Here is a 24,507-nt window from a genome sequence, read left to right as displayed (position 1 = left end):
ACCATGATTGATCGTGAACAAGTCCGCAAAGTAGCCCTTCTTGCCCGGTTAGAATTAACACCACAAGAAGAAGAGCAATTTACCACGCAATTAGGCAGTATTTTAGATTATATCGAACAGTTGAATGCAGTCGATGTTAGTGATGTGGCCCCAACAACAAGGGCAATTGATGTCAGCAATGTCACTAGAGAAGATGAGTTGCAACCATATCCTGAGCGAGAAGCCATTCTGAATAGTGCGCCTGAACAAGAAGGCGAATTTTTTAAAGTTCCAAAAATCCTTAACAGCAATGAGTAGGGATAATTGCCGCAAAATTTAGGATCAGATGAATCATAGCCATGAGTCAAGTATTCGTATACGCCGAGTATCAAGTATCGATTCCTTTTTGTGAAATTGATTGGCTTTCTATCAATGTAGAAATGAAAAAATTTCCAGGATTACAATCTAAAACTTGGTTAAGTGGGTTAAATACTAATACTGTGGGTGGTTTCTATGAATTTGATTCTCTAGAAAATGCCCAAAATTATATTTATAATTTATTGATTCCATTTGCTAAACAGGTTAATGGCAATCTCACTGTTAGGCTATTCGATGGTTACACAACCCAAGAAGCTAGTATCGGCATGAATTCCCCATTTTATAAAGGAGTATAGATATGGGTTTGGGAATCCTCAAGGATGGTCAATGGATATCTAGAAGGGAACAAGAAGATTCAGAAGGTAAATTTATTCGTCCATCAACAACCTTTCGTGAGCAAATTACTGCCGATGGTTCTAGTGGTTTTCCCGCAGAGCCTGGGCGCTATCATTTGTATATTTCTTGGGCTTGTCCGTGGGCTTGTCGGACGGCAATTATCCGCCAATTAAAGGGACTAGAAGATGTCATTGGGCTATCGGTAGTTGCAGCAGAAATTGATCAAAACAGTTGGGAATTTAACGACGAGCCAGGGGCGATTCCTGATACGGTTAACGGTACTCAATATCTGTGGCAACTGTATCTCAAAGCTGACTCCAAATACAGTGGACGGGTAACAGTACCAGTATTATGGGATAAGCAAAAAGGGACAATTGTCAATAATGAATCCCGTGAAATTATGCGGATGTTTGATACCGAATTTGATGATTTCGCTAAACAGGATATCAATTTTTATCCAGAACATTTACAAACAATAATTGACGAGACTATTGACGCAATTTATCAACCAATAAATAACGGTGTATACCGGGCGGGATTTGCCACTACTCAGTCGGCTTATGATGAAGCAGTCACAGAATTATTTGCGGCTCTTGATGACTGGGAAAATATTTTAGGAAAACAACGCTATCTTTGTGGCGATCAAATTACTGAAGCCGACTGGTGTATGTTCACTACTTTGTTGCGGTTTGATACAGTTTATTATGTGCATTTTAAATGCAACTTACACCGAATTGTAGAATATCCTAATTTGTGGAATTATTTGAAAGAACTTTATCAATTGCCAGGGGTAAAAGCGACTTGTAATTTTGACCATATTAAACGGCATTATTACAGGAGCCATCCTCAGGTGAATCCTACGCTCATTGTACCCAAAGGCCCGGTGATTGATTTTGATGCACCCCATAATCGGGAAGAGGTGGGGAGATAGGGAGAAGGTTTTGCACACAAGCCGAAAACCTTTCTCATGACTCCTGTTTCCTCTTGATTACGAGTTAGTCATTAATTCGTTGAGTATTACCTGTTCTTACCCAACCTTCTTGTTGACCTTGGAGGCGAATTTTTTGCCAGCTTTTATCTGGACTTTCTTCTAAGACAATAACTTCTTCATCAAAAGCAACGCCAGCGACACGTTGAGCATCTTGGTTGGGTTCAGCGCGCACACTTAAGCCTTGAGACCAAGTAACACGTCCTCGGTAAGCTCCTGGTGGCAATGTTTCTGTAGGGGTAGGAGTGGGGGTAGGCGTTGGAGTAGCAGCAGGAGAGGGGGTTGGGCTAGCCTGTACCTCCGTGGCTTTGGGTGCGGCGATTTCCAAAGAGGGAGTATCGTTGGCAAAAAGAGGCCTAGGAGGTGGTGTAGAACTGCGATTCATGAAATAAAGTGCAACTGCAACACCGCTACCGGCTAAAACTGCGATCGCTAAGAAAACGCCAAGTATAAACTTTAGTAAACCAGAAAGCATAATTAAAACCTGATCACCAGTAGTCAATAGTCAATAATAATTCATGATTAAAAATTGACTATTGACATAAGTAAGAATGATTAATTACTTCTTGATTGTAGCTATTGCTGGATGCGTTAGCTGAGTTTACCGAAAGCATTGCTTAAGGGACTGTGTTTTGAGGCTAAACGCGCCCTTCCAGCCGCAGCCCATTCTTGCAACTCCTGGATTTGCTCTACAGCTGTTCGTGCCAAAGGGATAATTTGACTGGCTGATTCTAAAATATCATCGGTAGTGAAATCCCGGTTTTGGCTAAATCCAATGTGCATTGCTTCAATCAAAGTTTGCTCAATTTCGGCGCCAGAAAAGTCTGGTGTTTCATAAGCTAGCCGCTCAATATCATATCCTTTCAAGTTATGGGGGCGCAGTCGGGATAAATGCACGTTAAAAATGGCTTTTCTCTCTTCTTGGGTAGGTAAACCGACAAAGAAAATTTCATCAAATCGCCCTTTGCGTAACATTTCCGGTGGTAGGGCTTGGATGTTGTTAGCAGTGGAGACTACAAATACAGGTGAGGTTTTTTCCGCTAGCCAGTTAATAAATGTCCCAAATACGCGGCTAGTTGTACCAGCATCACCTTTGCTACCCAGTCCCGAAAAGGCTTTATCTATTTCATCAATCCACAATACACAGGGGGCGAGGGCTTCAGCTACTTGAATCATTTGGCGCGTGCGGGATTCTGATTCACCGACTAAACCGCCAAATAATCGTCCGACATCTAAACGTAGTAGGGGTAAATGCCAATGATGGGCGATCGCTTTTGCTGTTAACGATTTACCAGTACCTTGAATACCCACCAACATTAAACCACGGGGATGAGGTAATCCATACTGACGCGCACGTTCTGTAAATGAACCTCCGCGACGAATTAACCAATCTTTGAGGTTATCTAACCCCCCGATATCAGATATTTGCTCAGTAGCCGGATAAAAATCCAGGATTTGGGTTTGGCGAATAGTTTGGCGTTTTTCCTCCAAAACCAAGTCTACGTCTTCTGGTTGCAATTCTCCGTGGGAGGCGATCGCCCTGGCTAAAACCCGGCGAATGCGTTCCATAGATAGACCTTGACAAGAGCGCACCAAGTCATCCAAAATCTTGCCAGAAAGGGAGTTATTGCCAGTAGCTTGCAGTAAACGTTCGATTTCAATTTTAATTTCTGAAGCTGCGGGTAAGGGAAACTCTACAATTGTCAGCACTTCGGTTAAATCGTCAGGAATCGCAATGCGTGGCGATAGCAATACTATATTTTTCGGCTGGGATTTTAAGAGTCTAGCTAAGTTGCGGAGTTTACGGGCGATGGCCACATCTTCTAAGAAGCGGTGATAATCTCGTAAAATCAAGACTGCTGGGGCGGAAGCTGGTAATTTTTCGATAAATTCTAAAGCTTGTAAAGGATTACGTTTACCAAAACCAGTATCATTGGGGTTTCCCTGATAACCGTCCACAAAATCCCATGTGTAAACGGGGCGATTACCTTGGTTGGCGGCTTCTTCCCGAATCGCCGTTTCTACCCGCTCTTCTTCGTAAGTGGGAATATAAATTAAAGGGTAGCGGGCGCGCAGTAGTAGTTTAAATTCTTCACGGAAATTCATAAGTAAGTAAAGTTCTTAGTTCTTCTCCCATTGTTCAGCACATTTACGCTCATTTCCTTTCGTTAGTAAACATCTATTTGATGGGAATACTAGTTTTGTCAAGCAAAAACAAACTTATAGATGAGGTATGTATAAATGGCTACCCTAAATTCTTACCCCATGATTCCCGGATATCAAATTACATCTCAACTGTATGCAGGCTCCAGAACCAGAGTATATCGAGCTATCCGAGAACAAGATACACTGGCAGTGGTGATTAAACTTTTGATTTGTGAATATCCCAGCTTTCACGAATTATTGCAATTTCGTAACCAATATACCATTAGTAAAAATCTCCATATTCCCGGAATTATTCATCCATTATCATTAGAAACCTATGGTAATGCTTACATTTTAGTGATGGAAGATATCGGGGGAATTTCTTTACGAGAATATATTAAAACCACTACTCTCCACCTAGACGAATTTTTAGCGATCGCCATCCAATTAAGCCACATTCTCTACGATTTACACCATAATTGTCTGCTCCACAAAGACATTAAACCTGCGAATATCCTGATTCATCCAGAAACCAAACAAGTCCAACTAATTGACTTTAGTATTGCTTCGTTACTTCCCAAAGAAACCCCAGAAATTAAAAGTCCGAATGTTTTAGAAGGTACTCTCGCTTATATTTCCCCAGAACAAACTGGCAGAATGAACCGAGGAATTGACTACCGCAGCGATTTTTATTCTCTGGGTGTGACATTTTACGAATTATTAACCGGTGAGTTGCCATTTATCTCTGATGATCCGATGGAGTTGGTACATTGGCATATTGCCAAAACACCGATGGCATTGGGTAATAAGGCCAAGATTCCCCAAGTATTGTCAGATATCGTCATGAAACTCATGGCGAAGAATGCCGAAGATCGGTATCAGAGTGCTTTGGGATTAAAGCACGATTTAGAACATTGTTTATCTCAATTAAAACATAATAGCGAAATTACAGACTTTACCATTGGTCAGCGGGATTTGTGCGATCGCTTCCTCATTCCCGAAAAACTCTATGGGCGGGAACCAGAAGTTGCCACCTTGCTGCAAGCTTTTGAGCGCGCTGCCAATGGCATATCCGAAATGATGCTGATTGCGGGATTTTCCGGCATTGGTAAAACTGCTGTTGTTAATGAAGTCCACAAACCAATTACCCGGCAGCAAGGGTATTTTATTAAAGGTAAATTTGACCAATTCAATCGCAATATTCCCTTATCAGCCTTTGTCCAAGCCCTGCGGGATTTAATGGGGCAATTGTTGTCAGAGTCTGACGCGCAATTGGGGCAATGGCGAGCCAAGATTCTCGCAGCGGTGGGAGACAATGGACAGGTGCTGATTGAAGTCATTCCGGAACTAGAAAGAATTATTGGCAAACAACCCCCGACACCAGAAATATCAGGAACAGCAGCACAGAATCGCTTTAACTTATTATTCCAAAAGTTTATTGCCGTCTTTACCACCGCAGAACATCCATTAGTCATGTTTCTCGATGACTTACAGTGGGCAGATTTGGCTTCGCTGCATTTGATTAAACTCTTAATGGAGGATCAGAATTATCTGCTGTTGTTGGGGGCTTATCGAGATAATGAGGTTTCGCCTGCACATCCTTTGATGTTGACGGTGGAGGATTTAAAGCAAACCGGGAAAACTGTTAATACCATTACCCTCGCCCCCCTAGCCGTGAGTGAGACGAATCAGTTAGTTGCTGATACTTTACATTGTGCCACCGAGCGATCGCATCCCTTAACGCAATTAATTGACCGCAAAACCCAAGGTAATCCCTTTTTTATTACACAGTTTCTCAAAGCATTGCACGACGATGGACACATTACATTTAATCGTCACCACGGCTATTGGGAATGGCATTTGTGCCGTTCTTTACCTGATGCACGCTTGGTTTGCCGGCAAAGAACTGAATGATCTGAGTCGAGAGGGTGCGGCTATTTGTACCCAATTTGTGCAACTCAAACAAGAAACAATATCTAAGCAGGGAGCAATTTTTCAACAAGCCATTTTAAATTTGTTAAGTAATTCTTCGGAAGCTTGGCAGTTTGCTGGTGATACTTTTAATGAAGTAGAGCATCTACCGCTTTTTTTGGCGGCGGGGAATCAAACAGCACTATGCTACTTTAATGTCAGTAAACTAGTTCTGTGTTATCTATTTGGGCAAATTGATCAGGCGATCGCCACTGCTAGCACACTAGAAACATGCTTAGGTGCAGCTACAGGATTGTCTTTAATTCCCGTCTTTTACACCTATGATTCTCTGGCAAATTTAGCTATTTATTCCCAAGTTGCAAAAATAGAACAACAACGCATTCTTGAACGGGTAACTACCAATCAAGAAAAGATGAAAAAGTGGGCTGATCATGCTCCAGCTAATCAATTGCACAAATTTTATTTAATTGCAGCCGAACTACATCGAGTTTTAGAGCGAAAAATTGAGGCGATAGAATTTTATGATCTGGCTATTTCTAACGCTAAAGAAAATAGTTATATCCAAGAAGAAGCCTTAGCCAATGAACTTGCAGCTAAGTTTTACCTTGACTGGGGTAAAGAAAAAATTGCCCAAACATATATGCAAGAAGCATACTATTCCTATGCTCGATGGGGAGCTAAAGCCAAAATAGATGTCTTAGAAAAACGCTATCCCCTACTTCTCAAACCCATTCTGCAACAACGACGAACCAACCTCAATCCATTAGAAACTATTGCGAATGTTACCCAGACTTTTCTGGTTAGAACAACTGACACTTCCAGCCAAGGTAGCAGCAGTATTTCCAATATTCTTGATTTTACTTCTGTCCTTAAAGCTGCTCAAGCCATATCTAGTAGTATCGAATTAGATGAATTAATTACTAACCTCACCAAAATAATTCTAGAAACCTCTGGAGCGAAAAAAACTATCTTAATTCTTCCCCAAGAAAAGAATACTCTCAAGCGAGATTTACTGTCAGTTAATACTTGGCAAGTACGAGCAATTACTTTTATTAGTCATGACAATAACCCCCAAGGTACAATTCAAAATATTTTAACTTCAGAATTAATTGATACTTGTGAATATATACCCAGAAAAATCATTAATTACGTCAAGAATACCCAAGAAACAGTTGTCATTGACAATTTGCAAACAGAGATTCCTGGGTTAATTGCCGAATATATGCTCAAATATCAACCAAAAAGTGTTTTATGTACACCAATTGTGAACCAAGGGCATTTAGTAGGTATCTTATATCTGGAAAATCAAATCACTTCTGGAGTATTTACCCAAGAAGGGTTGCAAGTAATTAACTTACTATCATCGCAAGCTGCAATATCTCTAGAGAATGCCAGACTTTACCAACAAGCCCAACAAGCATTACAAGATTTACAACAAGCACAATTGCAAATTGTCCAAAGCGAAAAAATGTCGGCTCTGGGTAACTTAGTTACAGGGATAGCCCATGAAATGAATAATCCCCTCGGTTTTATTTCGGCAAGTCTCAAACAAGCTAAACCTACTTTTTCTGATATTGTTAATCACCTAAAAATATATCAGAAAACTTTAACTAATCCTGGAGAAGAAATTTTAGAACATGCCGAAGAAATTGACTTGGATTATAGTTTAGACGATTTTCCCCAGATGATTGACTCAATGGTAATGGCTTGCGATCGCCTGAAAAATATCAGTACCAGTCTCCGCACTTTTTCCCGCGCCGATAAAGACTATAAAGTGCTATTTAAGATTCACGAAGGTATTGACAGCACAATTTTAATTTTGAAACACCGTCTCAAGGCAAATGAAAAGCATCCAGCCATTGAAGTCATCAAAAAATATGGTGATTTACCACTTATTGAATGTTTCCCTGGGCAATTAAACCAGGTATTTATGAATATTCTCGCCAATGCCATTGATGCATTAGAAGAATCGAACAACGGACGCAGTTTTGCAGTAATCCAAGCTAATCCCCCGCAAATTTCTATTAAAACTTTAAGCACCAACAACCAAGTACAAATTACCATTACTGATAACGGTATTGGGATGAATGAACAAGTTAAACAAAAAATATTTGACCATTTATTTACTACTAAAATTGTTGGTAAAGGCACAGGCTTAGGACTAGCGATCGCTCGGCAAATTGTCGTAGAAAAACATCATGGTTCACTGGCTGTAAATTCTACACTTGGTGAAGGAACTGAATTTGTTATCACTTTACCGATTTTTTCCCCAACTCAGAACCAACAGGGAGATATTTAATGTGATGCAATACAGTTGTGATAAGTCTTTTTCTTGGCATCTGCTAATACTTGCAATACTTTTAACTTTATCCCCATCCAGGGCGATGGCCTTTTCTGACACCCAAAATCATTGGGCAAATCATTGTCTTCAGCAATTGGCAGAACGTAAATTAATTACAGGCTACCCGGATGGCAGTTTTCGCCCCAATGCAACTGTCACCCGCGCCGAAGCAGCTGTTTTAATGTTAAATGCGTTCCCCGATGCATCTGTGCAGCGTAACGCCATCAACTTTAAAGATGTACCCAGCAATCATTGGGCAAATCAAGCCATTGCTAGTGCTTATCAAAAGGGATTTTTTGCTGGTTATCCAGGGGCCATTTTTCAACCTCATCAGCCAATTCCCAGGGCGCAAATCGTCGGTGTTTTAGCTGGGGCGAAAAATTATAGTTCTGTGTCTAACCCAGTGCAGACATTACAACAGTATTTTGATGATGCAGCCCAAATTCCTCACTATGCCCAAAATGCGATCGCTCAAGCAGCCATCAATAGTATTGTGGTTAATTATCCCCACGTCAAACAGCTAAAACCTCAGCAAAGTGCTACTAGAGGGGAAGTTGCAGCATTAATGTGTCGGGCGTTAAATATCTATGCTGTTCCGCCCCAATATATAGCGGGAATCACAGTACATCCCCAAGAGGTGCGGCGTTTACCAGGAAGACTCAATACTATTCCCACCTTTAATAGTAATAGTCCAGAACTAGTGACAAGCGATGGCATTTTGCTATCAACTTTCCCCCCACATGGCAAACAAGCGCCGGAAGCACATTTAAATTATCCCTTTCAAGGCAGATTTGATATATTCGCCCATCATATTGTCAGGGCAGAAACACCAGCCCAAAGTCGCACGGTTTACCAAGGTATCATTGTCCATAATCCCGGAAATGAACCTGCAACTTTACAAGTATTACAAGCTGCTAGTTACCTGACGAGGGAAGCACCGTTTATTAATTTGCCTGACATGGTAGATAATCCCCAAGGTACAGTTTACGCTGGCCCTGGTAGTCGAACAATGAATGATGTTTTACGGGGAATAAGACAAGCAAGTTTTCCAGAAAAATTGGTGATACAACCAGGAAACAGCCAAATATTAGCGAACTTAGCTATTCCGGTGCCAGCACCATCATCTAGCGGCCGTAGTACTATGATGCGATTGGAGAGCGATCGCCCAGTTTATCTGGCAAAATTATCTCAAAATAGTAACAATCCGCCTAGTTTAGCTGAGTGGCAAAGATTACTAGATAATGGCAGTTTAGCAGGAAAGCGCGATCCTATTCCGACTCCTCTCGATCCTCCCAGAGAACCAACGGTATTTAGTCGTGTGGCTGGTGTTTCTCAAGGAACGCAATGGCAAGCCCAAATTACAGATAATCCCAATGTGTCGCATTTGACTATAGCACAACCAGGGCAGGAATTTTCTTATCCTTTGGCAACTATACATTTAGTTACCCTCAGTACAGGGCAAATTCAAAGTGCAACCATGTTGAAACGCTATGCTGATACGGCTTATTTTGCTCACAGTAATTACGGTGTGGAATACAATCTGAGTTTGCCTTTACGTAATTTTAGCAATCAAACTCGGACTGTAAGTGTATCAATGCAAACTCCTGTGAAGGATGAGGGAGGTAGTGATAGGTTACTGTTTTTATGGCCACGGGTGGAACAGGTCTTTTTTCGGGGAACGGTAAGGGTGCGTTATGCGGATGATAATGGTGTGGAGAGGACGCGTTATGTGCATTTGGTACAGCGACGGGGACAAACGGGTGAACCTTTGGTGAGGTTGCAGATGCAAGCAGGGGAGACGCGACAAGTTCAGGTGGATTTTTTGTATCCTCCTGATGCTACTCCACCGCAGGTTTTGACTGTGCGGACGGAGGGGTGAATGTCTCACGCCAAGGCGCAGAGGCGCAAAGGCGCGGAGGTTTTTTAGGTACAGTTGAGATGGGTGAGTATTTGTTGAGGTGGGGTTATGGTTGCAAGTCCAGAACAAAATTATATGTCTCCCCAGGAGTATTTGGAATGGGAGGAGAGACAGGAGGTTAAGCACGAATATATTAATGGTGAAGTGTTTGCTATGACTGGGGGGACTATTCCCCATACTACTATTGCCCTGAATTTAGCTTCGGCGTTAAAAACTCAGTTACGGGGGGGTAAGTGTCGTACTTTTATGGCAGATGCAAAGTTAGGTGTATCGGAAAATGGGCCTTTTCATTACCCCGATGTAATGGTAATTTGTCATCCCCAAGATAAGCAAGCGATTAATTTTATTCAGTATCCTTGTTTAATTGTTGAGGTGCTTTCCCCTAGTACTGAGGCTTATGACAGGGGTGGTAAGTTTATGCAGTATCGCCGAATTGTGACTTTACAAGAGTATGTGCTAATTGATGCTAGTAAAGTGAGTTTGGAGTGCTTTCGTTTAAATGAGAAAGGTTTATGGGAGTTACATCCTTATGAAGCAGGGGAAGAAGTGCATTTAACTAGCGTTGATTTTAGCTTTCCGATTTCTTTGGTTTACGAAGATGTGCAGTTTGCAATATAAGTTTTGGAAAACCGTAGACGCGTAGCGGCCGCAGGCTAACGCAGAGGCGCAGAGACTGTGGAGAGGAGAGAGAGCGTAAAATCAAGATAATGGCTAACTAATTAAAAGATGTTTTATGAGTATTAAAACTGAAGCAACTATTGAAGATTTGTACCATTTACCCGACAATTGCAAAGCAGAGATTATCAATGGAAAATTGGTGCTAATGTCTCCAACTGGATTTTTACCAGGACGTGCAGGTGGTGAAATTTATGCAAGTCTACGGGATTATGAACGTCTGACAAAAAGTGGTTATGCTTTGCCTGATAATGTCGGTTTTATTGTCAATCTCCCTAACCGCCGTTCTTTAAGTCCTGATGCTGCGTTTTATACTGGCAAACCTACGGGCGGGAAGTTTATTAATGGTGCGCCTGTGTTTGCTGCTGAGGTGCGAAGTGAAAATGACTACGGTGATAAGGCTGAGAAAGATATGGCTAGTAAACGCCGTGATTATTTTGCAGCGAGTACGTTGGTAGTCTGGGATGTAGATGTACTCAAAGAGGAAGTTATTAGAGTGTATCGCGCTAGTAATCCTGAAGAACCGCAAGTGTATCGCCGTGGTGAGGTGGCTGAAGCTGAACCCGCAGTGCCAGGATGGACTATGTTAGTGGATAATTTGTTTTTTTAGGCGATCGCCCACATACTAGTATAAAATAATGCAGTAAGATGTGCGATCGCTTGGGTTTTTCGGTTAAAATAGCCACAATGTTGATATTGAGATCATGGCGGAAACTGGCAGAATCAGGGTTGCTAAAGATAAAGCTCAATTGGTTAAAGATTTAACATCTTCAGATGGTGGAACAGGGCCTTTTAATACTTTTGCTGATGTGATTGTGTTTGCAGCAGCTTTGGGTGCAAAGCATAAAAAGCGTGTTCCTTTGGGGGAAATTTCCAAAAGAGAACCATCGCCAATCAGAATAGAGTATTTTGCCTCAATGGGAAATGATATTTTAATAAAATTATTAGCAATTAATGAAACTAAAGATATTAAAACACTATCGCTTAACGAAGAAGAATATGAAAGACAACGTAATCATATATTTGAAGAGTACGCTAATGGTGGATTGGAAATATTGCAAAATGAGTTGCGTGGGTCAGTAGATTATTCAGAGCGCATTTTATTATTTCTCAGTTATGAGCGAACTCACACGGAGCAACAAGATGAGGAATTTGATCTGACTAAATTCCTCTCTTGATTTTTAAGTGGTACTTGTAAGTAATGATTTACATCCACCCTAGCCTGATTTTTACTGTCTTGACTGCATCCGATATGGGAGTTGGTTTATTTAAAATTTCGTAGTCACCACTAGCTGATTTCCTCACTAGATTATTTTCCCAAAGACTGTTCTTTCGTGACCAGTCTAGCTGTGCTAGCTGTGAAACTTTTTGTTCATCAAAAGAATTATTATCCTCGTCATAAATGCAGTGTAGCAATCGCCCCAATACTTCGAGTCCAGCACTCACCCCTAAGACAGAAGATTCTCTAAATGCACCCGCTTGATGAATTGTCAGCTTGTCAGTCTGTGTTTCCGAAATATCCTTTGTGTCTTTACATTCTAAGAAAAACCTATTCAAGGAATCAGATAAAACTTCAGAAACTTTATCAACATCATACCCTTTGAGTTCATCTTTTGTATTCTCAGCAAATACACAACTGACAAACCGGGCTATAAAATTAGTTGTGTAAATTAACTTTTGACTAGCATTTTTCCCAATCTTATTTGTTTTTTCCTGAAACATTCTTACTTGTTCTATCAAATTTTTAGTGATACCAACTCTACCTTCAAACTCACCGAATGATAACAATAATGACTTATCTAGTTGTTTCGTTTGAGCCATATCTCGGAAGTCAGTTTGGCACTGGCGCAGGTTTCCCTCTAAAATCAGCGTGATGGCAACCTGGTCATAACCAACTAAGTAGCTTTCATCACTAAAAATCAATTCTTGAATTGCTCTTTTCCTATGCTGTCCATCCGTAATATCTAATTTAATATCACTAGGAATAACGACTATACAAAATCCCCTGCCTAAATTGTGTATTTTAATTAGCTGCTCATCAACATTGGCTGTAATTGTTCCTATAACGTAGGGTTTGCTACCTTTAGCGCGTTCCACAATATAATCTTTTATTTCCTGAGCATGACCTGTTACCAGTGGGCGATTCTTGCCTGAATCAGGATTATTTTTAATAGAAGATTTTTCTTGGAGAAGAATAGGTAAGTGTTTAGCTGGTACATTTATTTGCAGCATAGTCCGCTTTCCCTGCTGAAAAATCAACCCTGGATAGCATGACTCCAGATAATGTTCCGAAAAAAGTGGCGCAACCACGCTACTAAAATTAGCTTTGATATCTGGCGAAACACTATTGTTACTATCCTCGTTTGTTTGAGCCATATAAATATTTATACCAATTGGCAGATGTTAGCAAACATGATATGCAACCCTTGTGAACTGTAGCATCGGTATAAACCACACTGCAAAATTCTGACTTAAGTTTGCTAGTTCAATATATTTGGTAATCCTACTTCCTTGGGTTCAACAAATTTGCCATCAAAACTTATAGTTTTATCTTCCACAGTTCTAGCATCCGCCAAAGCCTTACGAAGTTCAGCACGTTCCATCTGTTCTTGAATTCCACCCAGAATGTAAACCAATAACTTCGCCGCCAAATCTCTTCCAACAACCTGTACTCGCTTTTTATTTGGGTCATACAAAACCCCATACCAAAGAGATTGGGGATACTCCATACCACTAAAACCACCTTGCTGGTCAAACTTCCGCAGTTTCTTAAAAATATCTGCTAAGGAAAAACCTTTTTTAAATACCAAAATTCCCAAAGCTTGCGCTAATGCAACTTGAGCAACTGGACGGAAAAGCATATTTCCTTCACCTCCATCTTTCTCAAAGCTGAAGCGCCGCAAGGCTGGTGTATCTTCATGTTCTAAAATCTTGTAACTGGAAAGACTAGCCAAATTATCAAATAACTTGCTAAATTCCTCAATTCCTTGCTCAAGTTCTTCATCTTCTGGACGCATGGGAATTAAACCTTTCTCCAAAGGTTTCCAGTGAGGGAACTTTTGACCCAAATATCGCTCAGACATATCTTGCAGAGCTTGCAATGTTGTCAAAACGGTAGAATTGGAAGCCACTGTTGCACTATTCCAATTAACGCGTGGTTTACGCTCTTGTCGTTGTTCTAATAGTGGATGTGTAACTGCAATTTTTCTAGCAACGATCGCAAAACCATCATCTTCATTTAACTGTGTTAGTTGACCTTTAGTCAAAGGCGCAGCCATCAGGTTGACATGAACAAAAATCGATCTCACCCTCCGCCTCGCTTCGGTGCGAGTTTCCCCAGCCGCTACCGCACAGATGAACTCAATACCAATTTTTTCTTTGGGTAAGTTTTGCAAGTAAGCAAGGTCTACTTGATACTTTTCTATCAAATCATTGACTGTAATAAAACTGTCATCAGCAGCTTTATCTTTTTTATAGCGCTGGAGTTTACGAGTTTTAATTAACTCCATCAACCCCTGAACCCCCATTAATCGGTGTTGACCATCTAGCGCATAAATAGTTACATCATCCTCAGAAATATTTAGCAGACCTACTTTAGCGTCTTTATCTAAGGGTATAAAATCAGTAGTAGACTTTGTGGCGCGTCCTTCACTATCCCACTCAGCAGCTTTGGGATTATCCACCCACGGTTGATTAATTACTACCAGTACTGGCGGAAACTTATGGTTGTGTCTAGCCGCTAAATACTGCACTAACGGCGCTTGACGTGACCAATCAAGGGGACGCTGCTGAATTTCATCAATACTATCCGCATCAATCTCGATATTATCAGTTTCAGGATTATACTTTTTTTGAAACAAAGGTAAGCCAGAGGCGAAGTGAACCCGACCAGCAAACCATTCCAAGGTAACAGAGCTAACATAAGCCTCCGTACCACCCATCTCGGTTTTTTGAACGAGAATCTGATCTTTTCTCCCTAAAAACTTCTCTAGGAGTAAAGCTAGTACCTGTTTTTCCTTGTTTTCTCGTTCCAGGTACTCTCTAGCGATGTCAGCCGTTGGGTTAGAGTCTTTCATGTTAATTTTTAAAAACTAGAGAATATAAAGCAGTTTACATTGTCTAAAGTATTAGGTACGAATATTTATTTTTTAAGAATTTTTAAAAAATGCTATTCTAAAAAGTCCATCCTCAAACAAATAATAACTGCAAATTTCAGTTATTGCGGTTATATATAATACAGGTAAAATCTCAAAAAAGTCTGCTTTGGCGGACTTTGTTTGTGTGCCAGTAAATTTTGGTCTGAGGAGCGTTTATCAGTCGTCTATATAAAAAAATTAAAGAAAATACTTGTTTGGATAGGGAAGAGAGAAATGGCTACAGCACAACAACCAGAGAATAAAGCGAAAAATGCAGTCTTGGGATCTCCTCAAAAGGAGCAATTTTTGAAGACAGGTCAGGAAAAACGTACTGTAGCAGATTTAGTGGAAGATATCCAAGCTCTCACCACGGAAATTCAAGAGTTGTACTGTTTGGATGAAATTCCTTGGGTTGTGGGTTATTCAGGTGGTAAAGATAGTTCATGTGTACTGCAATTGGTTTGGAATGCGATCGCAGCTCTACCACCTGAAAAGCGAACGAAAACAATATATGTGATTACCACAGACACACTGGTAGAAAATCCTATTGTTGCTGCTTGGGTACGCAATTCGCTAAAACAGATGAAATCTGAAGCCCAAGCGCAAGGATTACCATTTGAACCCCATTTGCTACAACCAGATTTTAAAGAAACATTTTGGGTAGGTTTGATTGGTAAAGGTTATCCAGCACCCAGAGGAAAATTTCGCTGGTGTACAGAACGGCTCAAAATTAATCCCTCTAACCGCTTTATTCGTGATGTGATCCGAGCTAGTGGAGAAGCGATCGTTGTGTTGGGTACTCGCAAAGCTGAAAGTACAAAACGTGCTAGCCGAATGAAGAAATTGGAAGCCCAACGGGTACGCGATCGCCTCAGTCCTAATATGAACTTGCCAAATTCTTTGGTCTATAGCCCCATTGAAGACTGGCAAAATGATGAAGTCTGGATTTATCTCATGCAGTGGGAAAACCCTTGGGGGTACAGCAATAAAGATTTATTTACCATGTATCGAGGTGCTTCTGCTGATAATGAATGTCCTTTAGTTGTCGATACATCTACCCCTAGTTGTGGTAGCTCTCGTTTTGGTTGCTGGGTTTGCACGCTGGTTAGTCAAGATAAATCGCTCGCGGCGATGATTCAAAATGACGAAGAGAAAGAGTGGATGCAACCTCTACTTGATTTTCGTAAAGAGTTAGATGCTGAAGAAACCCGTGATAAAAGAGATTTCCGGCGTAGAAATGGTGGTGTCCAACTTTATGAACGTAACTTAGAAGATGGGACATCTATTGAACCTATTCCTGGCCCATTTATTAAAGAAGCGCGGGAGGATTGGTTGAGAAAGCTGCTTACAGTTCAAAAAGAAATTCGTCAAACAGCGCCAGAAAATATGCGCGACATCACTCTAATTACCTTAGAAGAAATGAGTGAAATTCGTCGCATTTGGCTAGAAGAAAGACACGAGTTTGATGATAGTTTACCCCGTATTTATCAAGAAGTGACTGGCGAAGAATTTCAAGATCCCCGTCCTGGTGCTGACTATAGCCTCTTAGGTTTAGATGAATGGGCAGTACTAGAAGAAATCTGTGAAGGCGATATTATGCACTTGGAACTCATGGCAAAGCTATTAGACACAGAATACCAATATCGCAAAAAAGCTCGTCGCACGGGAATATACAACACACTAGAAAAATGTTTTGATACGAGTTCGCGCTCACAAAAAGATGCAATTGATCATGCTCATTTAAAACGCGATTTAAGAGAAGCAATTACTGATGGTGACATTATAAAATTCAAGGAAAAGTTTAAGCAGTTAACTTTGGGTGATGTTGCAGCAATCAATGAGGTAGATGAAGGTGAAAGTGAAAATGACGAACAGGTAACTTGGGCAAGTAGGAAATTTAAAAAGAAAGATTTAGAAGAATAGGATACCGGGCGATTGGAAATCGCGGCTACACAGACGAAACCCACCTTCGTGGGTTAAAGAAAATGAGAGCAAGTTTTACGCAATTGTATGTGCATTATGTTTGGGCGACGTGGGATAGATTGCCTCTAATTACGCCTGATATTCAGAAGTTAGTTTATGCTGCGATCGTTCAGGAATGTGAACAATTAAAATGTACCGTAATTGCAATTGGTGGTATTGAAGATCATGTACATCTCTTAATAGGTTTTCCACCAATTGTCAGCATATCGGATGTAATTAAACAAATTAAGGGAAGTTCTTCCCATTTTATTACTCACGAAATCAAGCCAGGTGAGTTTTTTAAATGGCAAGGTAGCTATGGAGCTTTTACGGTTAGTCACGATGCCATTGATAATATAGCCAATTACATCAGAAACCAAGCTATCCACCATAGCCAAAAATCAATGATTTCCACCTGGGAACTAACTCCCAAGTAAACCAATAATTATGTATAGAATTTAGTCCGCGGAGGCGGACTTTGCCTGTGTAGCCGCGAATTTTATTCGCCCGGTATTTAATAAACTACTTTAATTCGATCCAGTATCTTAAGAAACCCACAATCAGATTAATGATATTTCTTGAACTCGTTCTACAAAACTTTGGCCCCTACAGTGGCAAACAAGTAATCAATCTTAACCCAAAAACTGATGAGGAAAACTCGCGTCCAATTATCCTATTAGGTGGTATGAATGGCGGCGGAAAAACTACCCTGATGGATGCCATTCGTCTCGCCCTTTATGGCGCTCGCGCCCAATGTTCTACCCGTGGTAATTTAAGTTATGGCGATTTTCTCAATCAATGTGTTAACAGTAAAATAGATCCAGTTGCAGACACGCGGATTGAATTACTTTTTGAACATATTGAAAACGATAAGCCAATAAAATACCGTGTTGTGCGTAGTTGGACAAAAAATCCTAAAGACGGTAAAGATACATTAGGCATTTTAGGTGACAGTGATACCTGGCCTGATGCTTTAGTTAATATCTGGGATGAATATATTGAAAATCTATTACCATTAGGGATTTCCAACTTATTTCTATTTGATGGTGAACAAGTTAAAGAACTTGCAGAACAGGAAACACCACCGCCAGTTGTAGTAGATGCTATTCGTGGACTTTTAGGCTTAGAGTTAGCAGACCGTTTAGTAGTTGATTTAGATATCTTAGTTAACCGTAAACTTAAAGAAGTTGGTAATATTAAAGATTTAGCAAACCTAGAAGAAATTGAAACTAGGCTAACCCAACAGCAACAAGATTATCAAACAACATTAGAAAAATTAGAAATTCTCAAAAATCAAATAGAAGAATTAGAACAAAAGCAGCAAGAAGCCTTTGATAAATTCATTTCTGAAGGTGGGAAGATTGCAGCAGAACGCAATCAACTAGAATTACAACAGGATACAAAAACTGCTGAAATTGAACAATTACGTCAGTCAATGTGTGAATTGGCGGCTGATGTTTTACCTTTGGCATTAATTCCTAATTTGCTTAATCAAGCGCAAACACAAGGAGAAAAAGAATTTCGTCATCAACAGGTACAAATTTCCAAAAATTTGTTGATTGAGCGAGATCAGCGTTTACTGACTTGGCTAAATCAAGTAGAAATTCCTCCGACACAAGTTGAAAAAATTCAATCATTTTTAGTTCAAGATGTAGATAGTTTATATGCAAAGACTATCCAGACAGAAGCACCTTGGTTATTAGCTGATGATGAAACTTTAAGTCAGCTAGATAATCTCATCTATCACTTACAAAATTCTAAACTTTCTGCAAAAGAGAAATTAGCTATTCTCAAAAATAAACAAGAAGAAATTCATACTCTAGAAAGACAAGTGCAAACAGCAGCAGCACCAGAAGATTATACAAAGCTGCGTCACGCACTAGAAGCTGCACAAAATCAAGTTGTTGAAGCTAAAGCAAATTACGAAACAATCCGCCGTCGATTAGCTGATTTAGAAACTATTATTGCCAAAACCAAAAGAGAATTAAGTGATTATACTGTAGAAAATATTAAACATAAAAATAGCGAACATATTATTACCTCAGCAGCTAAAGTTCAAAATACACTCAAGATTTTTCGTGAAAAATTAACATTGAGAAAACTCAATAAATTAGAGGAAGAAGTTAAAAATTGCTTCCTTTATCTCCTCCATAAATCAGACTTAGTGCATCGCATAACCATTGATACTAAGACTTTTAGCCTTTTGCTTTACGATGTAAATGGTAAACCTGTTCCTAAACATCGCCTCTCGGCTGGGGAAAAACAACTACTTGCGATCGCCTTTCTCTGGGGTTTAGCCAAAGTCTCTGGACACCGCCTACCTGTAGCAATCGATACGCCACTAGGTAGACTAGACTCATCCCACCGAGGAAACCTCATTGAACGCTACTTTCCGTCTGCTAGCCATCAAGTAATTTTGCTTTCCACTGATACGGAGATTGGAAAAAAAGAAGTGGAAACACTGCGAGAAAATGAAGCGATCGCCCGTGAATATCTCCTCAAATACGACTCTGCTAAACGCCAAACAACTATACAATCTGGTTACTTTTGGTAATTATGTATTTGATTTCAGGAGGTGTATTTTCTGAATGATTTCTCAGATGATATAAGTATTACAGAAGTTCACGAAGCTATTGGTAATCTTGTCATTCGATTTCCACTGCTTCATTGCGAAGAATGTGCTACAACACTCAAACAGTGGCTCAAACAACGCGAAATTCGTGGTAAGCTTTGGCGACTATCAACCAAGTATGATCATGAAGACTTTATTCTTAGCGATCGCCTGGAAGAACAGGGTTGTTCTGAAACTATTACTGAAAATGGTGTACATTATGGAGTTGAAGTTTTTGGCAAAATCTTCGACAACCTTGCCCAACAAGGGCTATCACCAGATGAATGGCTCAAGGATTTTACCTCTTTATCTAATGAGTTTATAGTAGAAGTTATTGAGGAATTTTAAAATTATTGATGGAATGAGATTCAATGAGTGCATTATTTAACCTACTCGAAAAAATTAAAACCAAACCGAGTTTGTATTTAGGTACAGCATCAATTACCAATTTACGAATGTTCATTCTTGGTTATCGTTTTTCGCGTTCTGAATTAGGTGTTGCTAATACTGAAGCTGAAAGTGACTTCTATAAAAACTTTCAACCTTGGTTACAAAATCGCTTATCTATCCATACAGTTAACGCTTGGGATAAAATCATTTTACTCACTTGTATTGATGAAAAAGCTGCATTTGATTACTTTTTTCAATTACTTGATGAATTTATCCAACGAGACAAAAGCCAAGATATTGACCCAATTCTAGCAGAACCATCCTCTAAAAATTCTCCAAAAGTTGCTTGAAACTCATTATTCAAGTATTAATTATTATGGAATCACCTATAGAACGTATTCGTCTATCCCAAACAGCCAAAGACCAACTTCTTAAACTCAAACGCAACACTAAAATTGACCAATGGAATATCTTATGCCGTTGGGCGTTTTGTCGTTCCCTCGCAGAAGCAACCGCACCCTCTCCTGTCCCCATTCTCCAGGATAGTAATGTCGAAATGACTTGGCGTGTGTTTGGTGGCGAAATGTCTGATATTCTTCTGGTCGCACTGAAGCAACGCTGTCATAATGATGGCTATCCCACCGATAAAGAAACCCTAGCCACCCAATTTCGCCTACACTTGCATCGCGGTATTGGTTACTTGGCAGGTGATCCCAATATCAAGAAAATTGAAGATTTAGTTGAACTAGCGGTGAAAAATTGAAAGGATATTAGTTAACTGTTGGCTGTTAACTGAATATTATGGCCGAAGCTTTAGAAATTGAGCGTCATAGAGCTGCGATCGCTCGCAATGATATATCTCGCCCGGTGCGGTTGGCAATAGAATGGACGATCCTCAATCAGGAAACCTCATTTTTTGACTACGGCTGCGGCTACGGTGGTGATGTGCAGCGAGTAGGCAATTTAGGCTACACCAGTGCTGGCTGGGACCCGTATTATTTTCCCCATGCATCTATCACCGCCGCCGATGTGGTTAATTTGGGTTATATCCTCAACGTCATCGAAGACCAAGAGGAACGCCGTCAAAGTCTCATTCACGCCTGGGAACTTACCCAAAAAGTTTTAATTGTCGCCGCACAAGTATTAATTAATGCTTCCAGCAAAACTCAAATAGCTTACAGCGATGGTATTGTGACTCGCCGCAATACTTTTCAGAAATATTACGAACAACAAGAACTTAAAACTTACATAGATGAAGTACTCAATGTAGATGCAGTACCAGTAGCTTTAGGTGTATATTTTGTTTTTCGTGATGATGCTGAAAAAGAAAGTTTTAAAGCCATTCGCTTCTTTTCTAGCACTGCTACACCTAGAGTTCGTGTACCTAGTAAGCGGTTTGAAGATTACCAAGAACAACTGGAACCACTGATGGACTTTTTTACCAAACGGGGCAGATTACCTGTTAAGGGTGAATTAGCAAATCAACCAGAATTACTCAGTGAATTTGGTAACTTCCGCCGCGCCTTTAATGTCATATTACAAGCTACCGATGAAGCCGAATGGGATGCGATCGCCTATCGTCGTTCTTTAGATATCCAAGTTTATCTGGCTCTGACTCATTTTGATCAACGTCCATCATGGCAAAAGCTAGCACCAGAAATGCGTCACGATATCAAAGCCTTTTTTGGTAGCTATCAAGAAGCTTGTCAAGTTGCTGACCAAAAGCTTTTCAGTTTAGGTAATCCCCAAGTTGTCCAGACTGCGTGTAAAAAAAGTAAGATTGGCAAACATACACAAGGTGCTTTATATGTCCATGTTTCGGCATTAGCAGCACTTGATCCCTTATTACGAATTTATGAAGGCTGTGCTAGCCGTACCATTGGGCGTGTCGATGGCGCTACATTAATCAAATACTATACTGACAAACCACAAATATCTTATTTGTTTTACCCAGACTTCGATGATGACCCCCATCCAGCTTTAAAAGCTAGTATTACCATTGACTTAAAAACTTTATATATTACGCACCGAGATTATGCAGATAGGGCAAATCCGCCAATATTACATCGAAAGGAAACTTTTGTGACTAGCAACTATCCGCGTTACGCAGAATTTGCTAAACTCACGCAACAAGAACAGCAATTAGGACTACTCAAACTCAAAAGTGAAATCGGTACTCGTACTGGTTGGGAAAAATGCCTGGCTGTACACGGGGTAGAGATTAGAGATCATCAAGTTTACAGTTTGGGAGAGTAGGGGGAGAAATTTTTCCATATTTTTATCCGGTGTATGCTATTGTGTCTTGCCAAGCGAGATAACAGATAAACTCTATGTTCAGCTAAGTACAGAAGAAAATTTTAGCCTGCGTAGGCTGCCTTCCTTTCGGGAAGACGCTACGTGTCATGTTTGTATAGCCCCAGGCTGCTAGCTTGGAGGATTGAAAATATCCTAAATTAAACAAATTTTGATATGAGAGGAATTTTAACAAAATGAACCCAGTGCGATCGCTGCTGCAAGTTTTCGGTAGTCGGAAAATGGCAGCATTATTATTACTCGGTTTTTCATCGGGTTTGCCTTTGTTCTTAACTAGTCGAACCTTGCAAGCTTGGATGACCGTAGAAAACGTGGATTTAACAGCCATTGGGTTATTTAGCTTGGTAGGTCTACCCTACTCCTTAAAATTTCTCTGGTCGCCTTTGCTGGATAGATTCGCTGTGCCGATTTTGGGTAGAAGGCGCGGCTGGTTAATTGTCATTCAAATAGGGTTATTGATAGCGATCGCTCTCATGGCTGTACAAAAACCCAGTCAAGCACTACAATTTTTAGCAATTAACGCCGTAGCGATCGCCTTTTTAAGTGCCACTCAAGATATTGCTGCTGATGCCTACCGCACTGATGTTCTAGAAAAATTAGAATTAGGCGCAGGTGCAGCCGTTTTTGTCTTAGGTTATCGGGTAGCACTATTGCTTACAGGGTCTTTGGCATTAATTCTGGCTGATAGAATCTCTTGGTCATCAGTTTACTTATTGATGGCCATCGGCATGGTAATAGGGATTATTGCCACCTTATTTGCACCAGAACCTAAAGAAACCACCCCACCAGAATCTTTAGCTGCTGCGGTCATTTTACCTTTTGGGGAATTTTTCCAGCGCCAGGGTGTAGTTCAAGCCTTTTTAATTTTGGTATTCATCGTCCTTTACAAACTGGGCGATTCCTTTGTCAACAACATGTCCACACCGTTCTTACTGCAAACTGGATTTACCCAAACTGATATTGGGGCAATTCAAGGTGGTATGGGGTTAATTGCCACCATAATTGGGACTTTGTGCGGAGGCGCAATTTTAAGTAAAATTGGTCTTAATCGCTCACTTTGGGTATTTGGTGGTTTGCAAGCAGTCAGTAACTTAGCTTATTTATTACTGGCACAAGCCGGTCAAAACTACCAGGGTCTAGTCTTAACCATCAACATCGAAAACTTTTGTGGTGGATTGGGAACAGCCGCCTTTGTGGCTTTTTTGATGAATATGTGTAACCAGCGCTTTTCTGCCACCCAGTATGCGTTACTTTCCAGTTTTATGGCTGTCAGTCGTGATATTCTAGTTGCGCCAGCTGGCTCTTTAGCAAAAAGCACGGGTTGGCCGTTATTTTTCATTATCAGTATGGTTGCTGCTATCCCAGGACTACTCCTATTACCATTCTTTGCCCCCTGGAATCCTAAACCAGTGGCAATATCCAGACCAGGACTAGAAGAAGATGAAGAGGATTTATGGGGAACCAAGTAGTTATTATTGTCGGCACATTTATTCTCTTACTCACCGGCTTGTTACTCGGCTATGTTCTCTCACAGTTAGTTTTAGGGTTTCTCTCGTTTAACCTCCTAACTCTCTTAGGGACATTTAGCCTCATTTTAATTTTTGGTACACTTTATTACGTTTTATTTTGGCAGTTACGCAGAGAACAATCACCAGCGCCAGTAGTACCAGAAGAAAGATTCGAGCCAGTAAACGAGCAAATAGCTGATAACCATCTCAAAGACAAACTCATTGCTAAGTTAGGTGGAGATGTCGCCGCAGCCGAGCGATTACTTGAGCAGGCACAGCAAAACTATCCAGGGATGCCAGAAAACTGGTATTGCGAGCGAGTACTCGATGACTTAGAACGCGATCAACGTTAACTATGTCCCAAAAGTCGCTAAAATAAGTCAAGAAAAATTCACAAATCTTCAGCTAGGGTTCTTAAAAAAGATCCTAGCCGATGGCAATTAAAATTATGGCTATATTTCGTCAGTACATTCTCCCCTTCCTTGTAATATTAGTATTTGTATTTGCTTTAGTAGCAGTTAGCGCCCGGATTTTTCTCCCCTCCGATATGGCAGCACCAGCACCCATTGAAGAAAATGGGGAGATAGGGCGATGGGGCGATGGGGAAGCAGAATTATTTGCGTTTTCGCAACCTCCAATGGGATCTTTCTCTCTGCTGTCCTGAGAGACACAACAATCATAGGAGTGAAAGAACCTGAGTTTGGCTGAGGAACTGCTACCTGGATATTACATTCGTCGCGGCTCAACACTAGAGCGATCGCTGCTGGTAAAATTCATGCAACGAACTTACCAGGATTTATTTCCAGAACAAGATTTCGCCCATTTAGCCACAACAGTCGAGCAATACTTCTCCAAAGACACACCCCTGTGGTGGGTGGATATGGGAGCAGGGGAG

General features: G+C 40.6%; 21 protein-coding genes and 2 pseudogenes. 19 read left to right on the top strand and 4 right to left on the bottom strand.

The genetic code is table 11. From position 1 onward, the window contains the following. Positions 1 to 3 precede the first annotated feature (3 nt). Genes gatC through ACM0OS_RS00705 form a run of 3 tightly spaced genes read left to right on the top strand, consistent with a single transcriptional unit; the run spans position 4 to position 1,624 of the window. Positions 4 to 297 carry an Asp-tRNA(Asn)/Glu-tRNA(Gln) amidotransferase subunit GatC gene (gene gatC, locus ACM0OS_RS00715; protein ID WP_414541232.1) on the top strand — a complete coding sequence of 98 codons (294 nt, stop codon included), beginning with the start codon at positions 4 to 6 and terminating at the stop codon, positions 295 to 297. Between the two features lie 41 nt (positions 298 to 338). Beyond that, entirely contained in the window at positions 339 to 653 is a 315-nt protein-coding gene (locus tag ACM0OS_RS00710) for a hypothetical protein (protein ID WP_414541231.1), read from the top strand. 2 nt (positions 654 to 655) lie between these two features. After that, the gene (locus ACM0OS_RS00705; RefSeq protein ID WP_414541230.1) at positions 656 to 1,624 is read left to right on the top strand and encodes a glutathione S-transferase family protein; all 969 of its coding nucleotides are present in this window, start codon (positions 656 to 658) and stop codon (positions 1,622 to 1,624) included. 64 nt (positions 1,625 to 1,688) lie between these two features. Here the strand turns inward: ACM0OS_RS00705 and ACM0OS_RS00700 are convergent, their stop codons facing one another. Further along, the gene (locus tag ACM0OS_RS00700) at positions 1,689 to 2,156 is read right to left on the bottom strand and encodes an SH3 domain-containing protein (RefSeq protein WP_414541229.1); all 468 of its coding nucleotides are present in this window, start codon (positions 2,154 to 2,156) and stop codon (positions 1,689 to 1,691) included. 116 nt (positions 2,157 to 2,272) lie between these two features. After that, positions 2,273 to 3,787: an AAA family ATPase gene (locus ACM0OS_RS00695; protein ID WP_414541228.1), complete on the bottom strand. Its 1,515-nt coding sequence runs from the start codon at positions 3,785 to 3,787 to the stop codon at positions 2,273 to 2,275. 135 nt (positions 3,788 to 3,922) lie between these two features. Between ACM0OS_RS00695 and ACM0OS_RS00690 the strand changes: the two are divergent. The 5 genes and pseudogenes from ACM0OS_RS00690 to ACM0OS_RS00670 form a co-directional block, all read left to right on the top strand. Continuing rightward, a pseudogene (locus ACM0OS_RS00690) lies at positions 3,923 to 8,021 on the top strand (ATP-binding protein); the annotation flags it as partial. Between the two features lie 40 nt (positions 8,022 to 8,061). Further along, entirely contained in the window at positions 8,062 to 9,978 is a 1,917-nt protein-coding gene (locus tag ACM0OS_RS00685) for a DUF3370 family protein (protein ID WP_414541311.1), read from the top strand. Between the two features lie 87 nt (positions 9,979 to 10,065). Continuing rightward, entirely contained in the window at positions 10,066 to 10,635 is a 570-nt protein-coding gene (locus ACM0OS_RS00680; protein WP_414541227.1) for a Uma2 family endonuclease, read from the top strand. A gap of 115 nt (positions 10,636 to 10,750) precedes the next feature. Further along, positions 10,751 to 11,302 carry a Uma2 family endonuclease gene (locus tag ACM0OS_RS00675; RefSeq protein ID WP_414541226.1) on the top strand — a complete coding sequence of 184 codons (552 nt, stop codon included), beginning with the start codon at positions 10,751 to 10,753 and terminating at the stop codon, positions 11,300 to 11,302. A gap of 94 nt (positions 11,303 to 11,396) precedes the next feature. After that, a complete protein-coding gene (locus ACM0OS_RS00670; RefSeq protein WP_414541225.1) occupies positions 11,397 to 11,870 on the top strand; it encodes a DNA phosphorothioation-associated protein 4 in 474 nt (157 codons plus the stop codon). 28 nt (positions 11,871 to 11,898) lie between these two features. Here ACM0OS_RS00670 and ACM0OS_RS00665 read toward each other — a convergent pair whose 3' ends face one another. Both ACM0OS_RS00665 and ACM0OS_RS00660 read right to left on the bottom strand, forming a co-directional pair. Continuing rightward, a complete protein-coding gene (locus tag ACM0OS_RS00665; RefSeq protein ID WP_414541224.1) occupies positions 11,899 to 13,068 on the bottom strand; it encodes a DNA sulfur modification protein DndB in 1,170 nt (389 codons plus the stop codon). 104 nt (positions 13,069 to 13,172) lie between these two features. Beyond that, positions 13,173 to 14,768 (bottom strand): DGQHR domain-containing protein, encoded by a 1,596-nt coding sequence (locus ACM0OS_RS00660; protein ID WP_414541223.1) that lies wholly within the window; start codon positions 14,766 to 14,768, stop codon positions 13,173 to 13,175. 294 nt (positions 14,769 to 15,062) lie between these two features. On the opposite strand from ACM0OS_RS00660, the gene dndC reads away from it, so the two are divergent. The 11 genes and pseudogenes from dndC to ACM0OS_RS00605 all read left to right on the top strand — a co-directional run. Then, positions 15,063 to 16,751, top strand: coding sequence for a DNA phosphorothioation system sulfurtransferase DndC (dndC, locus tag ACM0OS_RS00655; protein WP_414541222.1), 1,689 nt, complete (start codon positions 15,063 to 15,065; stop codon positions 16,749 to 16,751). A gap of 62 nt (positions 16,752 to 16,813) precedes the next feature. Further along, complete coding sequence (gene tnpA, locus ACM0OS_RS00650) at positions 16,814 to 17,227, top strand: IS200/IS605 family transposase (RefSeq protein WP_414541221.1); 414 nt, start codon at positions 16,814 to 16,816, stop codon at positions 17,225 to 17,227. 131 nt (positions 17,228 to 17,358) lie between these two features. After that, positions 17,359 to 19,344 (top strand): DNA sulfur modification protein DndD, encoded by a 1,986-nt coding sequence (gene dndD / locus ACM0OS_RS00645; RefSeq protein ID WP_414541220.1) that lies wholly within the window; start codon positions 17,359 to 17,361, stop codon positions 19,342 to 19,344. Positions 19,345 to 19,365: 21 nt separating this feature from the next. Continuing rightward, positions 19,366 to 19,749 (top strand): papain fold toxin domain-containing protein, encoded by a 384-nt coding sequence (locus ACM0OS_RS00640; protein ID WP_414541219.1) that lies wholly within the window; start codon positions 19,366 to 19,368, stop codon positions 19,747 to 19,749. Between the two features lie 23 nt (positions 19,750 to 19,772). Next, positions 19,773 to 20,141: a hypothetical protein gene (locus tag ACM0OS_RS00635; RefSeq protein ID WP_414541218.1), complete on the top strand. Its 369-nt coding sequence runs from the start codon at positions 19,773 to 19,775 to the stop codon at positions 20,139 to 20,141. 26 nt (positions 20,142 to 20,167) lie between these two features. Beyond that, positions 20,168 to 20,554 carry a DNA sulfur modification protein DndE gene (dndE, locus tag ACM0OS_RS00630; RefSeq protein WP_414541310.1) on the top strand — a complete coding sequence of 129 codons (387 nt, stop codon included), beginning with the start codon at positions 20,168 to 20,170 and terminating at the stop codon, positions 20,552 to 20,554. Positions 20,555 to 20,592: 38 nt separating this feature from the next. Then, positions 20,593 to 22,047 carry a DNA phosphorothioation-associated putative methyltransferase gene (locus tag ACM0OS_RS00625; protein WP_414541217.1) on the top strand — a complete coding sequence of 485 codons (1,455 nt, stop codon included), beginning with the start codon at positions 20,593 to 20,595 and terminating at the stop codon, positions 22,045 to 22,047. Positions 22,048 to 22,280: 233 nt separating this feature from the next. After that, positions 22,281 to 23,573 (top strand): AmpG family muropeptide MFS transporter, encoded by a 1,293-nt coding sequence (locus tag ACM0OS_RS00620; protein WP_414541216.1) that lies wholly within the window; start codon positions 22,281 to 22,283, stop codon positions 23,571 to 23,573. Further along, complete coding sequence (locus ACM0OS_RS00615) at positions 23,558 to 23,965, top strand: ABC transporter permease (protein WP_414541215.1); 408 nt, start codon at positions 23,558 to 23,560, stop codon at positions 23,963 to 23,965. The genes ACM0OS_RS00620 and ACM0OS_RS00615 overlap by 16 nt, the downstream gene beginning before the upstream one ends. A gap of 95 nt (positions 23,966 to 24,060) precedes the next feature. Then, positions 24,061 to 24,276: a hypothetical protein gene (locus ACM0OS_RS00610; protein ID WP_414541309.1), complete on the top strand. Its 216-nt coding sequence runs from the start codon at positions 24,061 to 24,063 to the stop codon at positions 24,274 to 24,276. 36 nt (positions 24,277 to 24,312) lie between these two features. Further along, positions 24,313 to 24,507, top strand: a pseudogene (locus tag ACM0OS_RS00605) (GNAT family N-acetyltransferase); the annotation flags it as partial.

This window comes from Nostoc sp. CCY0012 (assembly GCF_963920855.1).
Lineage (GTDB): Bacteria > Cyanobacteriota > Cyanobacteriia > Cyanobacteriales > Nostocaceae > Cyanocohniella.
The sequence above is the reverse complement of the archived record's forward strand: the minus strand, read 5'-3'. Positions and strand labels throughout refer to the sequence as shown.

Coding starts and splice junctions, on each gene's coding strand:
- gatC (WP_414541232.1), top strand. CDS start 4: ATGATTGATCGTGAACAAGTCCGCAAAGTAGCCCTTCTTGCCCGGTTA.
- ACM0OS_RS00710 (WP_414541231.1), top strand. CDS start 339: ATGAGTCAAGTATTCGTATACGCCGAGTATCAAGTATCGATTCCTTTT.
- ACM0OS_RS00705 (WP_414541230.1), top strand. CDS start 656: ATGGGTTTGGGAATCCTCAAGGATGGTCAATGGATATCTAGAAGGGAA.
- ACM0OS_RS00700 (WP_414541229.1), bottom strand. CDS start 2,156: ATGCTTTCTGGTTTACTAAAGTTTATACTTGGCGTTTTCTTAGCGATC.
- ACM0OS_RS00695 (WP_414541228.1), bottom strand. CDS start 3,787: ATGAATTTCCGTGAAGAATTTAAACTACTACTGCGCGCCCGCTACCCT.
- ACM0OS_RS00685 (WP_414541311.1), top strand. CDS start 8,062: ATGCAATACAGTTGTGATAAGTCTTTTTCTTGGCATCTGCTAATACTT.
- ACM0OS_RS00680 (WP_414541227.1), top strand. CDS start 10,066: ATGGTTGCAAGTCCAGAACAAAATTATATGTCTCCCCAGGAGTATTTG.
- ACM0OS_RS00675 (WP_414541226.1), top strand. CDS start 10,751: ATGAGTATTAAAACTGAAGCAACTATTGAAGATTTGTACCATTTACCC.
- ACM0OS_RS00670 (WP_414541225.1), top strand. CDS start 11,397: ATGGCGGAAACTGGCAGAATCAGGGTTGCTAAAGATAAAGCTCAATTG.
- ACM0OS_RS00665 (WP_414541224.1), bottom strand. CDS start 13,068: ATGGCTCAAACAAACGAGGATAGTAACAATAGTGTTTCGCCAGATATC.
- ACM0OS_RS00660 (WP_414541223.1), bottom strand. CDS start 14,768: ATGAAAGACTCTAACCCAACGGCTGACATCGCTAGAGAGTACCTGGAA.
- dndC (WP_414541222.1), top strand. CDS start 15,063: ATGGCTACAGCACAACAACCAGAGAATAAAGCGAAAAATGCAGTCTTG.
- tnpA (WP_414541221.1), top strand. CDS start 16,814: ATGAGAGCAAGTTTTACGCAATTGTATGTGCATTATGTTTGGGCGACG.
- dndD (WP_414541220.1), top strand. CDS start 17,359: ATGATATTTCTTGAACTCGTTCTACAAAACTTTGGCCCCTACAGTGGC.
- ACM0OS_RS00635 (WP_414541218.1), top strand. CDS start 19,773: ATGAGTGCATTATTTAACCTACTCGAAAAAATTAAAACCAAACCGAGT.
- dndE (WP_414541310.1), top strand. CDS start 20,168: ATGGAATCACCTATAGAACGTATTCGTCTATCCCAAACAGCCAAAGAC.
- ACM0OS_RS00625 (WP_414541217.1), top strand. CDS start 20,593: ATGGCCGAAGCTTTAGAAATTGAGCGTCATAGAGCTGCGATCGCTCGC.
- ACM0OS_RS00620 (WP_414541216.1), top strand. CDS start 22,281: ATGAACCCAGTGCGATCGCTGCTGCAAGTTTTCGGTAGTCGGAAAATG.
- ACM0OS_RS00615 (WP_414541215.1), top strand. CDS start 23,558: ATGGGGAACCAAGTAGTTATTATTGTCGGCACATTTATTCTCTTACTC.
- ACM0OS_RS00610 (WP_414541309.1), top strand. CDS start 24,061: ATGGCTATATTTCGTCAGTACATTCTCCCCTTCCTTGTAATATTAGTA.